Origin of the sequence: Lysobacter sp. HDW10 (genome assembly GCF_011300685.1) — a bacterium.
Lineage (GTDB): Bacteria > Pseudomonadota > Gammaproteobacteria > Xanthomonadales > Xanthomonadaceae > Solilutibacter.
The window spans coordinates 1,600,675-1,614,132 of record NZ_CP049864.1; the positions used below are offsets into that span (position 1 = coordinate 1,600,675).

12 protein-coding genes and 1 pseudogene are annotated in these 13,458 nt (G+C 58.9%); 11 read left to right on the forward strand and 2 right to left on the reverse strand.

Features of this window, described 5'->3' with window-relative positions; all coding sequences use genetic code 11:
- Window positions 1–6 precede the first annotated feature (6 nt).
- The 6 genes and pseudogenes from folD to G7069_RS10625 form a co-directional block, all read left to right on the forward strand.
- Window positions 7–882, forward strand: coding sequence for a bifunctional methylenetetrahydrofolate dehydrogenase/methenyltetrahydrofolate cyclohydrolase FolD (gene folD / locus G7069_RS07715; RefSeq protein WP_166296018.1), 876 nt, complete (start codon window positions 7–9; stop codon window positions 880–882).
- 48 nt (window positions 883–930) lie between these two features.
- Entirely contained in the window at window positions 931–2,391 is a 1,461-nt protein-coding gene (gene guaB / locus G7069_RS07720) for an IMP dehydrogenase (protein WP_166296021.1), read from the forward strand.
- 55 nt (window positions 2,392–2,446) lie between these two features.
- Complete coding sequence (gene guaA / locus G7069_RS07725) at window positions 2,447–4,021, forward strand: glutamine-hydrolyzing GMP synthase (protein ID WP_166296024.1); 1,575 nt, start codon at window positions 2,447–2,449, stop codon at window positions 4,019–4,021.
- Window positions 4,022–4,132: 111 nt separating this feature from the next.
- Window positions 4,133–5,635, forward strand: coding sequence for an IS91 family transposase (locus tag G7069_RS07730; RefSeq protein WP_138773302.1), 1,503 nt, complete (start codon window positions 4,133–4,135; stop codon window positions 5,633–5,635).
- Between the two features lie 303 nt (window positions 5,636–5,938).
- Window positions 5,939–7,153, forward strand: coding sequence for a chloramphenicol/florfenicol efflux MFS transporter FloR (floR, locus tag G7069_RS07735; protein ID WP_093994463.1), 1,215 nt, complete (start codon window positions 5,939–5,941; stop codon window positions 7,151–7,153).
- A gap of 93 nt (window positions 7,154–7,246) precedes the next feature.
- Window positions 7,247–7,363: pseudogene (locus tag G7069_RS10625) on the forward strand (DUF3363 domain-containing protein); the annotation flags it as partial.
- On the opposite strand, the gene tetR(G) reads toward G7069_RS10625, so the two are convergent.
- Window positions 7,360–7,986, reverse strand: coding sequence for a tetracycline resistance transcriptional repressor TetR(G) (tetR(G), locus tag G7069_RS07745; protein WP_000163574.1), 627 nt, complete (start codon window positions 7,984–7,986; stop codon window positions 7,360–7,362). The pseudogene G7069_RS10625 and the gene tetR(G) overlap by 4 nt on opposite strands.
- A gap of 103 nt (window positions 7,987–8,089) precedes the next feature.
- Between tetR(G) and tet(G) the strand changes: the two genes are divergently transcribed.
- The 5 genes from tet(G) to G7069_RS07770 all read left to right on the forward strand — a co-directional run bounded on the left by tet(G) (window position 8,090) and on the right by G7069_RS07770 (window position 12,962).
- Complete coding sequence (gene tet(G), locus G7069_RS07750) at window positions 8,090–9,265, forward strand: tetracycline efflux MFS transporter Tet(G) (RefSeq protein ID WP_001257840.1); 1,176 nt, start codon at window positions 8,090–8,092, stop codon at window positions 9,263–9,265.
- Between the two features lie 89 nt (window positions 9,266–9,354).
- Entirely contained in the window at window positions 9,355–10,260 is a 906-nt protein-coding gene (locus G7069_RS07755) for a LysR family transcriptional regulator (protein WP_240912516.1), read from the forward strand.
- Between the two features lie 39 nt (window positions 10,261–10,299).
- Window positions 10,300–11,037: a recombinase family protein gene (locus G7069_RS07760; RefSeq protein ID WP_001366550.1), complete on the forward strand. Its 738-nt coding sequence runs from the start codon at window positions 10,300–10,302 to the stop codon at window positions 11,035–11,037.
- Complete coding sequence (locus G7069_RS07765; RefSeq protein ID WP_000743213.1) at window positions 11,034–11,258, forward strand: hypothetical protein; 225 nt, start codon at window positions 11,034–11,036, stop codon at window positions 11,256–11,258. The genes G7069_RS07760 and G7069_RS07765 overlap by 4 nt, the downstream gene beginning before the upstream one ends.
- A 210-nt stretch (window positions 11,259–11,468) precedes the next feature.
- A complete protein-coding gene (locus G7069_RS07770) occupies window positions 11,469–12,962 on the forward strand; it encodes an IS91-like element ISVsa3 family transposase (protein WP_001120888.1) in 1,494 nt (497 codons plus the stop codon).
- A 175-nt stretch (window positions 12,963–13,137) separates the two neighbouring features.
- Here G7069_RS07770 and G7069_RS07780 read toward each other — a convergent pair whose 3' ends face one another.
- Entirely contained in the window at window positions 13,138–13,440 is a 303-nt protein-coding gene (locus G7069_RS07780) for a phosphoglucosamine mutase (protein WP_000251875.1), read from the reverse strand.
- Window positions 13,441–13,458: the final 18 nt, after the last annotated feature.

Sequence of the window (13,458 nt, forward strand, 5' to 3'; positions counted from 1 at the left end):
TCATTCATGGCACAAGCACGCATCCTCGACGGCAAACGCATTGCAGACGATCTGTTGAATGGGTTGAAGTCGCAAGTCGATGCGCGTGTCGCTGCCGGCAAACGTCGTCCCGGATTGGCCGTTGTGCTGGTCGGCGGAGATCCCGCGTCACAAAGCTATGTACGCAACAAACGCCGCGCGGCTGAAAAAGTGGGCATCCAAGCCTTCGACCACGACTTGCCGGAAGGCACGACCGAGGAAGACCTGTTGGCCCTGATTGATCGCTTGAATGCCGATCCGAACGTGCACGGCATCTTGGTTCAGTTGCCACTCCCCGGAATTCCCGAGGCCAGCCGGTTGATCGAACGCATCCGGCCTGACAAAGACGTTGATGGTTTCCATCCCACCAATGTGGGTCATTTGGTGCTGCGCCAGTTCGGCCTGCGCCCGTGCACACCGCGCGGGATTACCACGTTGCTGGCGTATACCGATCGACCGGTGCGCGGCGCGAACGCAACGATTGTCGGCGTCTCCAACCATGTGGGCCGCCCGATGGCCTTGGAGCTGTTGATCGCCGGCTGCACGGTCACAAGTTGCCATAAGTTCACACCGCCGGAAGTGCTCGAAGCCGCTGTTCGCAACGCGGACATTCTCGTCGTGGCGGTCGGTCGCCCGGGCCTCGTGCCGGGCGAATGGGTCAAGCCAGGTGCCGTGGTGATTGACGTAGGCATTAACCGCATTGACGACGGCCGCTTGGTCGGCGACGTGGGCTTTGACGCCGCATTAGCGCATGCTGGCTGGATCACGCCGGTGCCGGGCGGGGTGGGGCCGATGACCGTGGCGACCTTGATGCAAAACACCCTCGAGGCCGCTGTGCTGCAGGAAGGCGACCATAGCGCGTAAGTCGCGTTTGCTGATACAATTACTTGCTTCCCAGCCACCGGACTTCTTATGCTCCGCATCTTGGCAGAAGCGCTCACCTACGATGACGTTTCACTCGTTCCTGCGCACAGCATCGTGCTGCCCAAAGACGTCAATACGTCTACGCGCCTAACGAAATCCCTCAAGCTCAATATCCCGATTGTGTCCGCTGCGATGGATACCGTCACCGACGCACGCTTGGCAATTGCCATGGCGCAACTCGGCGGCATCGGCATCTTGCACAAAAACATGTCTTGGGAAGAACAAGCCAAGGCCGTTGAGCGCGTCAAGAATTTTGAAGCGGGTGTCATTCGTGAACCCTTGACCGTGACACCTGAAACCACCATTGGTCAGGTCATCAATCTCACACGCGCGCGCAATATTTCAGGTGTGCCAGTCGTAGATGGCGATGGTCACTTGGTTGGCATTGTCACTGGCCGCGACATGCGCTTCGAAAAGAAGCTTGATGATCCGGTCTACAACATCATGACCCGCAAGGAAAAACTCGTGACCGTGCAAGAGGGCGCGAGTGACGAGGAAGTGCTCGACTTGCTGCACCGTCACCGCATTGAAAAAGTGCTGGTCGTCAACGACGAATTCGCATTACGCGGGCTGATTACGGTCAAAGATATTCAAAAGAAGCGCGACAACCCGTACGCCGCGTATGACAGCACCGGACAGTTGTTGGTCGGCGCCGCCGTTGGTGTGGGCGGCGATACCGAACAACGCATCGAAGCATTGGTCGATGCGGATGTCGACGTCATCATCGTCGATACCGCGCATGGTCATTCGCAAGGCGTTGTTGACCGCGTTGCATGGGCTAAGAAGCACTATCCGTCCTTACAAGTCATTGGTGGCAACATCGTCACCGGCGACGCTGCATTGGCTTTGATGGATGCTGGTGCTGATGCCGTTAAAGTCGGCGTGGGCCCGGGTTCGATCTGCACCACGCGCGTCGTCGCAGGTGTGGGCGTGCCGCAAATTACCGCGATTTCAATGGTGGCGGACGCACTGCAAGATCGTATTCCGTTGATTGCAGACGGCGGTATCCGTTATTCAGGTGATATCGGGAAAGCGCTCGTTGCAGGCGCCTCGACCATCATGATCGGCGGTCTGTTTGCCGGTACCGAAGAAAGCCCCGGCGAATCCGAACTGTTTCAAGGTCGCAGCTATAAGAGCTATCGCGGCATGGGCTCGCTCGGCGCGATGGAGAAGGGGTCGAAAGATCGCTACTTCCAAGATTCGTCTGACGCAGACAAATTGGTTCCCGAAGGCATCGAAGGTCGCGTGCCGTATCGCGGGCCGTTGTCAGCCGTAGTCCATCAACTGGTCGGCGGCTTGCGCGCCACGATGGGTTACGTAGGCTGTGCTTCGATTCAAGACATGCGCACCAAGCCGCAGTTCGTCAAAGTGACGGGTGCCGGGCAACGCGAGAGTCATGTGCACGATGTGCAGATCACCAAAGAGCCGCCGAACTATCGCGCTGGCTGATGAATAAAGGGCGACCTGTTCGCCCTTCTTTTTTAACTTCGAAGTTGCAAAGACCATGACCAATATTCATAACGACAAAATCCTCATTCTGGACTTCGGCGCACAGTACACGCAGTTGATTGCGCGTCGCATTCGCGAATTCGGTGTCTATTGTGAAATTTGGGCTTGGGACCACAATCCTGAAGAGATTGCCGCATTCGGCGCCAAAGGCATCATTTTGTCTGGCGGCCCCGAATCAACAACTGAAGCCGGATGCCCCACGGCACCGCAAGCTGTCTTCGATGCCGGCACGCCGATCTTGGGCATTTGCTACGGCATGCAAACGCTCGCAAAGCAATTGGGCGGCGACACTGAAGCTGGCAACCAACGCGAGTTTGGTCACGCAGAGTTGGAGCTTGTTGCGCAAGATAGCTTGCTCTCCAAAGTGGCAACGACGGCTGCGTTACGCAATGTGTGGATGAGCCATGGCGACCATGTTTCAAAGGCGCCCGCCGGATTCGAAGTCACGGCCAAGACGGATCGCTTGGGCATTGCTGCTTTCGCAAACGACGCGAAAAAAATCTACGGCGTGCAGTTCCATCCGGAAGTGACGCATACGGCAGCCGGTGAAGCATTGCTGCGTCGTTTTGTCGTAGATATTTGTGGCTGCGAAACGCATTGGACCGCGGACAACATCATCGAAGATCAAATCGCGCGCGTGCGCGATCAGGTGGGTAGCGATGAAGTCATCCTGGGCCTCTCCGGAGGTGTGGATTCGTCTGTAGTTGCAGCGCTGCTGCACCGCGCCATTGGCAAACAGCTGACCTGCGTGTTCGTAGATACCGGCTTGCTGCGCTATCAAGAAGGCGATCAGGTCATGGCGATGTTTGCCGATGAAGCCGAGAAGGGTGGCATGGGCATCAAAGTCATTCGCGTCAATGCAGCAGATCGCTATTTCGAAAAGCTGAAAGGCGTTGAAGACCCGGAAGCCAAGCGAAAGATTATCGGCAATCTCTTTATTGAAATCTTCGATGAAGAATCTTCGAAGCTTGCAAACGCTAAGTGGTTGGCGCAAGGCACGATCTACCCGGACGTCATCGAATCCGCGGGGAGTAAGACGGGCAAGGCGCACGTCATCAAGAGCCACCACAATGTGGGTGGTTTGCCTGAAGACATGAAGCTCGGTTTGGTTGAGCCGCTGCGCGAATTGTTTAAGGACGAAGTGCGTCGACTCGGCGTTGCTTTGGGTTTGCCGCGCGAGATGGTGTATCGCCACCCGTTCCCGGGTCCGGGCTTGGGTGTTCGTATCTTGGGTGAAGTCAAACGCGACTACGCTGAACTGCTTGCACGTGCCGACGCAATCTTTATTGATGAGTTGCGCAAGGCGGATTTGTACGACAAGACCAGCCAAGCCTTTGCGGTGTTCTTGCCCGTGAAATCAGTGGGCGTTGTCGGTGACGCACGCGCCTATGAGTGGGTCATCGCACTGCGCGCGGTAGAGACGATTGATTTCATGACCGCACATTGGGCGCATTTGCCGTACGACTTCTTAGGTCGGGTGAGCAACCGCATCATCAATGAACTTCGCGGCGTAAGTCGGGTCGTCTACGACATCAGTGGAAAGCCGCCTGCAACGATTGAGTGGGAGTGACTGGCACTCACAGGCAATGTCTGGCACTGGCTGGCATCACAGCTGAGACTTCAATATCTCGCAGCTGAGCGATAAACTGTATAAAAACACAGTATCGCAAGGATGCGGATCATGCCCCAAGTGGCGGCCAGGATGGCCAGCCGGGACGAGAACACTGGTCGTTACCAGCGTCACCGGCCCGAGCAAACCCTGCTCTATCGGATCGTCGAAGAATACTACCCGACGTTCGCTGCCCATTTGGCGGCGCAGGGCAGGGAACTGCCCGGCTATGTGCAACGCGAGTTTGACGACTACCTCAAATGCGGCCGTCTCGAACACGGCTTTCTGCGGGTGCGTTGTGAGTCGTGTCACGCTGAGCACCTGGTTGCGTTCAGCTGCAAACGTCGGGGCTTCTGTCCTAGTTGTGGCGCACGGCGTATGGCCGAAAGCGCCGCGCTACTGGTCGATGAGGTTCTGCCCGTACAGCCCATGCGCCAATGGGTACTCAGCTTTCCCTTTCAATTGCGCTTTCTGTTCGCCAGCCGGCCGGAGGTCATGGGCCGGGTGTTGGGCATCGTTTACCGCGTCATCGCCACGCATCTGGTCAAGAAAGCGGGCTATACCCACCAAGCGGCCAAGACCGGTGCCGTCACCCTGATCCAGCGCTTCGGCAGTGCACTGAACCTCAACATTCACTTTCACATGCTGTTCCTCGATGGCGTGTACGTTGAGCGTCCCAATGGAACAGCCCGGTTCCTCTGGGTCAGGGCGCCGACCAGCGCCGAACTCACCCAACTGGCGCACACCATCGCCCATCGGGTCGGCCGCTATTTGGAGCGGCAAGGCCTACTGGAGCGGGATGCTGAAAACAGTTACCTGGCCTTGGATGCGGTGGATGAAGATGCGATGACTCCACTGCTGGGGCATTCCATCACGTATCGCATCGCCGTGGGGCCACAGGCAGGGCGCAAGGTGTTCACCCTGCAGACACTGCCCGCCTGCGACCCGGAAGATCAGTTTGGTGACATGCCCGGTAAGGTTGCCGGTTTCTCGCTACATGCCGGCGTAGCGGCCAAGGCCCATGAGCGCAGCAAACTCGAACGGCTGTGCCACTACATCAGCCGCCCGGCGGTGTCTGAGAAACGGCTGTCGCTCACGAAGAATGGCAACGTGCGCTACCAGCTTAAGACGCCGTACCGGGACGGCACCACGCATGTGATCTTTGAGCCGCTGGACTTCATCGCAAGACTGTCGGCGTTGGTGCCGAAGCCACGTGTGAACCTTACCCGGTTTCATGGGGTGTTTGCGCCCAACAGCAAGCACCGCGCCCTGGTTACACCTGCCATGAGGGGCAAGGGGAGCAAAAAGGTCAAGGTATCGGATGAGCCGCCAACACCCGCTGGGCGGCGAGCGTCGATGAAATGGGCACAGCGGCTCAAGCGTGTATTCCAAATCGACATCGAGACTTGCAGCGAATGCGGCGGTGCCATGAAGGTGATTGCCTGTATTGAAGATCCGGTAGTGATCAAGCAGATCCTCGACCATCTGAAGCAAAAAGCCGAAACCAACGAGTCCAGCCCGTTGCCCGAGAGCCGGGCACCACCGGCTGGCCTGTCGCCGGGTCTGTTTACCTGACCCGTCCCAAACGATTCCGATCACGATGCTGCGGTAATTCAGCCGCGGCAGGGATGCGTTATGCCGGCGGCTTGGGTTGGCCCCGGCTGTCGGGAAAAACGGGTGAATTTTCGGCGGGATCGATGGCTACACGGGCCGGATTCAGAATCACCCACTGGCAAAGCAGGCCGTCATTCGCGGTCTACAGTGGCTGGACTTGGAGAAAAACGGCGTTTATTCTTCCTATACTCTGTAAGACCAATCCCATCTGATTGCTGACGAGCAGACGCTGCCCGGTATCCTTAATCGAGCGGTTGATTCGTCATGACCACCACACGCCCCGCGTGGGCCTATACGCTGCCGGCAGCCTTGCTGCTTATGGCTCCCTTCGACATCCTCGCCTCGCTGGCGATGGATATTTATCTTCCAGTCGTTCCGGCGATGCCGGGCGTCCTGAACACGACTCCATCCATAATCCAACTCACGTTGAGCCTCTACATGGTGATGCTCGGTGTGGGCCAAGTGATCTTTGGGCCACTCTCCGATCGCGTCGGGCGACGGCCGATCCTGCTTGTAGGCGCAACGGCTTTCGTTGCTGCGTCTCTGGGAGCGGCTTGTTCTTCAACTGCATTAGCCTTTGTTGCGTTTCGTCTGGTTCAGGCTGTTGGAGCATCGGCCATGCTGGTGGCCACCTTCGCGACCGTGCGCGACGTATATGCCAATCGTCCCGAAGGTGCCGTCATCTACGGCCTTTTCAGTTCGATGCTGGCGTTCGTGCCTGCGCTCGGCCCTATAGCCGGTGCGCTGATCGGCGAGTTTTGGGGATGGCAGGCGATCTTCATCACACTGGCTGCACTGGCTTCGCTCGCACTCTTAAACGCCAGTTTCAGGTGGCATGAAACCCGACCGTTGGATCAGGCCAGAACGCAACGATCTGTTTTGCCGATCTTCGCGAGTCCGGCCTTTTGGGTTTACACGGTCGGATTTAGTGCCGGCATGGGCACATTCTTCGTTTTCTTCTCGACAGCCCCCCGTGTTCTCATAGGCCAAGCCGGCTATTCCGAGATCGGATTTAGCTTGGCCTTCGCGACTGTCGCGCTGGTCATGGTCACGACAACCCGCTTCGCAAAGTCCTTCGTTGCCAAATGGGGTATCGCGGGATGCGTAGCGCGCGGGATGGCGTTGCTCGTTTCCGGCGCGATCCTGTTGGGGATCGGCCAACTTTTCGGATCGCCGTCATTTTTCAGCTTCATCCTGCCGATGTGGGTTGTCGCGGTCGGCATTGTCTTCACGGTGTCCGTTACCGCCAACGGCGCACTTGCGCAGTTCGACGACATCGCTGGATCAGCGGTTGCGTTCTACTTCTGCATCCAAAGCCTGATAGTCAGTATCGTCGGGACATTGGCGGTGACGCTGGTAAACGGCGATACAGCGTGGCCCGTGATTTGTTACGCCACGGCAATGGCAGTGCTGGTGTCGTTGGGGCTGGCGCTCCTTCGATCCCGTGATGCTGCCACCGAGAAGTCGCCAGTCGTCTAGCCGACGACTGGAAGCAAGCCCGCTCCGATGCGGCGCAATAATCTTCGAAACCTCGTGAATGGCGGTATCCTGTCTGGCAAGATACCGCTCATTTCCCTTGTCCCGTGGCGGCCGGTCATCGACCGCCAGCTCGGCCGTGAGGTCATGGGCATCGTGCAAAGCGGATCGGTGTCGTGGCAGTTGGGGCGGCAAAGGGGCATAAGCCTCTAATCTGTTGTAGATGAACGCAGCCGCTCGAAACCAGCGATGAGGCTGTCGAGTCCGAAGTTGAACGCAGCATCCATGCCGTCTGTTTCCAACTCGTGAAACAGATCGTGCAGGAAGGACGACGGTGCTTGCTCGGACACATCTGGCCTGTCCGGAACTCTCTCATCGGCATCAGATGCCTGCTGCTCGAGAACGGAACCGACCACATAGTGACTGACCGCCCGGAGCGCCCAAACGGCGCGCTTCGGACAAAAGCCCTCCGCGCAGAGAAAGCGTATTTGCGTCTCGGCGGTGCCAAAATTCGGTTCTGTCGGTCGAGTGCCGGCATGGATACGCGCGCCGTCGCGATAAGAGAGCAACGCCGTTCTGAAGCTCAGGGCATTCTCTTTCAGGAACACCCGCCAGTCCTCATTCTCTTCGGGTAGCGAGCGGGTATGGCGTTCCGCCAGCATCGCCTCGGCGAGCGCATCAAGCAGCGCTCGCTTGTTCTGGAAATGCCAGTAAAGCGCAGGCTGCTGAACCTTGAGGCGTTCAGCGAGCTTCCGCGTCGTCAGGCTGTCCATGCCAACCTCGTTCAACAGCTCTAGCGCCGCCGCGATCACGGTGCCCTTGTCCAGTTTGGTCATTCACGTTCCTTCGCCAGTGCTTGACAATTTATCACCGATAAGTTATATGTCCATCTCCTTATCGTTGATAAAGTCGCTCCATTGAGCGGCGCTGGAGTTTCAGGTGCGCAGCTCTGCCATCATTGCCCTGCTGATCGTGGGTCTTGACGCCATGGGTCTCGGCCTCATCATGCCCGTCCTTCCGACGCTTCTGCGTGAGCTTGTGCCAGCAGAGCAGGTCGCTGGACACTATGGTGCCTTGCTGTCGCTCTATGCATTGATGCAGGTCGTCTTCGCGCCCATGCTTGGACAGCTTTCGGATTCTTACGGTCGGCGTCCGGTACTTCTGGCTTCTCTTGCAGGAGCCGCAGTCGATTACACGATTATGGCATCAGCGCCGGTCTTATGGGTGCTCTATATCGGCCGACTCGTGTCCGGCGTCACGGGCGCAACCGGAGCTGTAGCAGCCTCAACCATTGCCGATTCGACGGGGGAAGGTTCTCGCGCACGCTGGTTCGGCTACATGGGGGCCTGTTATGGGGCGGGCATGATTGCCGGGCCAGCACTTGGTGGCATGCTCGGTGGTATCTCTGCTCATGCCCCGTTTATCGCCGCCGCCCTTCTCAACGGGTTCGCGTTCCTGCTTGCCTGCATTTTCCTCAAGGAGACTCATCACAGCCATGGCGGGACCGGAAAGCCGGTTCGCATCAAACCATTCGTTCTGTTACGGCTGGATGATGCATTGCGCGGGCTAGGTGCGCTTTTCGCAGTTTTCTTCATTATTCAACTGATCGGCCAAGTGCCTGCAGCCCTATGGGTCATATATGGCGAGGACCGTTTTCAGTGGAACACCGCGACCGTTGGTTTGTCGCTCGCGGCGTTTGGGGCAACACATGCGATCTTCCAAGCGTTTGTTACCGGCCCGCTTTCAAGCCGGCTTGGAGAGCGGCGCACGCTGCTGTTTGGCATGGCTGCGGATGCGACTGGCTTCGTTCTTCTGGCTTTTGCCACGCAGGGATGGATGGTGTTCCCGATTCTGTTGCTGCTTGCCGCCGGGGGTGTTGGCATGCCGGCCTTGCAGGCAATGCTCTCAAACAATGTCAGCAGTAACAAGCAAGGGGCTTTGCAAGGAACGCTAACGAGCCTCACCAATCTAAGCTCTATCGCAGGACCGCTTGGCTTCACAGCACTCTATTCTGCCACCGCCGGGGCATGGAACGGTTGGGTTTGGATTGTCGGCGCGATCCTCTATTTAATATGTCTGCCAATACTACGCAGACCATTCGCAACTTCATTGTGATTTAGTCATGGCGATTTGGCATGCGTAGACTTAGGAGAAATGACGGATTAAATCTGTTGAGCAATCATCTCCTTTCGGGGCGAGTGCCAATGATGACCTTAGTTCACACTCTCGCTGTCGCCGAATATCTCAACTTCCGTCACGCCGCCAACGCGCTCGGCGTTGCACAGTCCAGCGTCAGCGCCCGCGTGAAGGCACTGGAAGAAGACCTCGGCATCCTCTTGTTCGAGCGTCATGCGCGCGGCGTTCGGCTGACCGAGGCCGGACGCCATTTCGTCGAGCGGATAGCCGTAGGTATTGACCAACTCGACCATGCGGTGAAAACCGCCGGCATGGCGGCAGCCGGAGAAAGCGGCCGGCTTCGTATCGGTATCCATGCCCTGATTCCGCATAGCTTCCTCGCAAAGCTGATCGGCCAATACCGCAAGGATTACCCCGATGTTGAAGTCGAGATCGCCGAAGGCCCGGCCCGTGAAGCGGTGGTGCAGCTTCGCGCCGGTAGGTTGGACGTGGCGTTCGTCGCGGGCACGCCCCAACCACCCGACTGCCATTCCCGTCGCACATGGACCGAACCGCTCTTGGCGGTGCTACCGGAACGGCATCCGCTCGCCAAGCGGTCAGCCGTCACATGGCCCGATTTGGCAGGCGAGACGTTCCTTGTCCGGCATGGCGGCACTGGACCGCAGGTTCATAGCCATATCGTGCTACGCCATGCCGAGCGCTGGCCTGCGCCGTCGATCCTGCGCTTCGACGTGGGGCGTGGCACCCTTTTGTCTTTGGTCGGACAGGGCTTTGGCATCACCATCGTCGGCGCGGCCACGGCGCTGTTGCCGACAAACGGCATTGTCTTTTTGCCCTTCACCGACGAGCCGGAGCCGGTCGCCTTCTCGGCTGTCTGGTCGCCGTCCAATCGCAGCGCGGCGCTTCGTAACCTGCTCAGTCTCGCCAACGACATGGGCCGGCAGGTCTGCACGAATTCAGTACTGCCAGTTTAAGATGGGTGCATTTGAGTATGCCCAAAGGAGCCCGCAAGTATGCGCAGGACGAAGCCAGTAGCCGCGCCGATGGTGGCGCGGGTCTATCTGCGCGTCAGCACCGACGCGCAGGACTTGGAACGCCAAGAGGCGATCACTACGGCCGCGAAGGCCGCCGGCTACTACGTCGCCGGCATCTACCGTGAGAAGGCATCCGGCGCACGCGCCGACCGGCCTGAGCTGCTGCGCATGATCGGCGACCTACAGCCCGGCGAGGTGGTCATTGCCGAGAAGATCGACCGCATCAGCCGCCTACCTTTGCCCGAGGCCGAGCGCCTGGTGGCCTCGATACAGGCCAAAGGCGCACGCCTGGCCGTCCCTGGCGTGGTCGATCTATCCGACCTGGCGGCCGAGGCCCAGGGCGTCGCCAAGATCGTGCTGGAAGCCGTGCAGATCATGCTTTTTCGCCTGGCCTTGCAGATGGCCCGCGACGACTACGAGGACAGGCGCGAACGCCAGCGCCAAGGCATTGAGTTGGCCCGCCAGGCCGGGCGGTACAAGGGCCGCCGTGCTGATCCGAAGCGCCGCGCCCAAGTTGTCGCGCTGCGCAAGTCCGGCTACAGCATCAACAAGACCGCCGAGCTGGCCGGGTACAGTGCGGCCCAGGTGAAACGGATATGGGCCGAGGTCAGCCAGGCCGAAGCGAAGCAGCACGGCGCGTTCGTGGAGGACGCATTGACGGAAGCCGATGCCCTGGCCGCTGTCGGCCAGGATGAGCGCCAGGAGGAAAGGGCATGAAGAAGCCGAACCAAGACGACGAGCCGTTTTTCATCACCGAGGAGATTGCGGCCGAAATGATCGCCGGCGGCTATGAGTTCGAGCTGCCGCCCATTCCTTGCACCATCCGCCTACGCGACGTGCTGGAGCGCATGACCGATGCTGAGCTAGCATTGCAGCCGGGCGAGATCGCCGACCAGGAGCGTGAACGCTGCCGGCGCAAGCCGTGTTCAACCTCATGATCTGGTCATGGTATTTTTCATGGCACTGAGCCTGATAGTTCTTGCAAATTGTTGTCACTAAAGGGTTTTGTGTGCTTGTTTACAATCGAGTGGGAGTGACGGGCACTGGCTGGCAATGTCTAGCAACGGCAGGCATTTCGGCTGAGGGTAAAAGAACTTTCCGCTAAGCGATAGACTGTATGTAAACACAGTATTGCAAGGACGCGGAACATGCCTCATGTGGCGGCCAGGACGGCCAGCCGGGATCGGGATACTGGTCGTTACCAGAGCCACCGACCCGAGCAAACCCTTCTCTATCAGATCGTTGACGAGTATTACCCGGCATTCGCTGCGCTTATGGCAGAGCAGGGAAAGGAATTGCCGGGCTATGTGCAACGGGAATTTGAAGAATTTCTCCAATGCGGGCGGCTGGAGCATGGCTTTCTACGGGTTCGCTGCGAGTCTTGCCACGCCGAGCACCTGGTCGCTTTCAGCTGTAAGCGTCGCGGTTTCTGCCCGAGCTGTGGGGCGCGGCGGATGGCCGAAAGTGCCGCCTTGCTGGTTGATGAAGTACTGCCTGAACAACCCATGCGTCAGTGGGTGTTGAGCTTCCCGTTTCAGCTGCGTTTCCTGTTTGCCAGCCGGCCCGAGATCATGGGGTGGGTGCTGGGCATCGTTTACCGCGTCATTGCCACGCACCTGGTCAAGAAAGCGGGCCATACCCACCAAGTGGCCAAGACGGGCGCGGTCACCCTGATCCAGCGTTTTGGATCGGCGCTCAATCTGAATGTTCACTTCCACATGCTGTTTCTCGACGGTGTGTATGTCGAGCAATCCCACGGCTCAGCGCGTTTCCGCTGGGTCAAGGCGCCGACCAGCCCAGAGCTCACCCAGCTGACGCACACCATCGCCCACCGGGTGGGTCGCTATCTGGAACGGCAAGGCCTGCTGGAACGGGATGTCGAAAACAGCTATCTGGCCTCGGATGCGGTGGATGACGACCCGATGACACCCCTGCTGGGGCACTCGATCACTTACCGTATCGCTGTCGGTTCACAGGCGGGGCGAAAGGTGTTCACTTTGCAAACTCTGCCGACCAGTGGTGATCCGTTCGGTGACGGGATTGGCAAGGTAGCCGGGTCCAGCCTGCACGCCGGCGTGGCGGCCAGGGCCGATGAACGCAAGAAGCTCGAACGGCTGTGCCGGTACATCAGCCGCCCGGCGGTATCCGAGAAGCGGCTGTCGTTAACACGAGGCGGCAACGTGCGCTACCAGCTCAAGACGCCGTACCGGGACGGCACCACGCACGTCATTTTCGAACCATTGGATTTCATTGCAAGGCTGGCCGCCCTGGTACCGAAGCCCAGAGTCAACCTAACCCGCTTCCACGGGGTGTTCGCACCCAACAGTCGGCACCGGGCGTTGGTCACGCCGGCAAAACGGGGCAGGGGCAACAAGGTCAGGGTGGCTGATGAACCGGCAACACCAGCACAACGGCGAGCGTCGATGACATGGGCGCAACGGCTCAAGCGTGTTTTCAATATCGACATCGAGACCTGCAGCGGCTGCGGCGGCGCCATGAAAGTCATCGCCTGCATTGAAGACCCTATAGTGATCAAGCAGATCCTTGATCACCTGAAGCACAAAGCCGAAACCAGCGGGACCAGGGCGTTACCCGAAAGCCGGGCGCCACCGGCTGAGCTGCTCCTGGGTCTGTTTGACTGACGAGCCTGAAGGCCAACGATACCAATCAAAATGCTGCGTTCACAGCGCCGCGGCAGGGATCCGCCGTGCTGGTTGTCGGAAAAGGAGCCGCTAGTGGGAAAGAGGAGGGTAAATTTTCAGCGTTGCTGGCTCCCCGTCAGCCGGATTGGGTTGCATCGCAGGGGTGTCGAAAGAGTCAACTGCGGTCCAAAGCTGTTGGACTTGGGTGAAAAGGGCGTTTATTCTTCCTATACGTTGTCGGCAGCGGGCCAAAAAGGAATACGTCCATGCCCATCGAGGTGAAACCGGCTGTGAGCGCGGGTTCAAGCATATAGCCCGACAGGCGCGTATCCTTGCCGATCACGACACGATGGCGGTGGTCACCGCGACGAAAGACACGGCCAGCCGCCATGCCGACGCGCAAGGCGGTTTCCGCCGTCATCGCGCCTTCGTTGGCTTTGCCACGAATACCGTCTGTGCCGAAATATTTGCGCACCATAAGGTCGATTATCCTGTC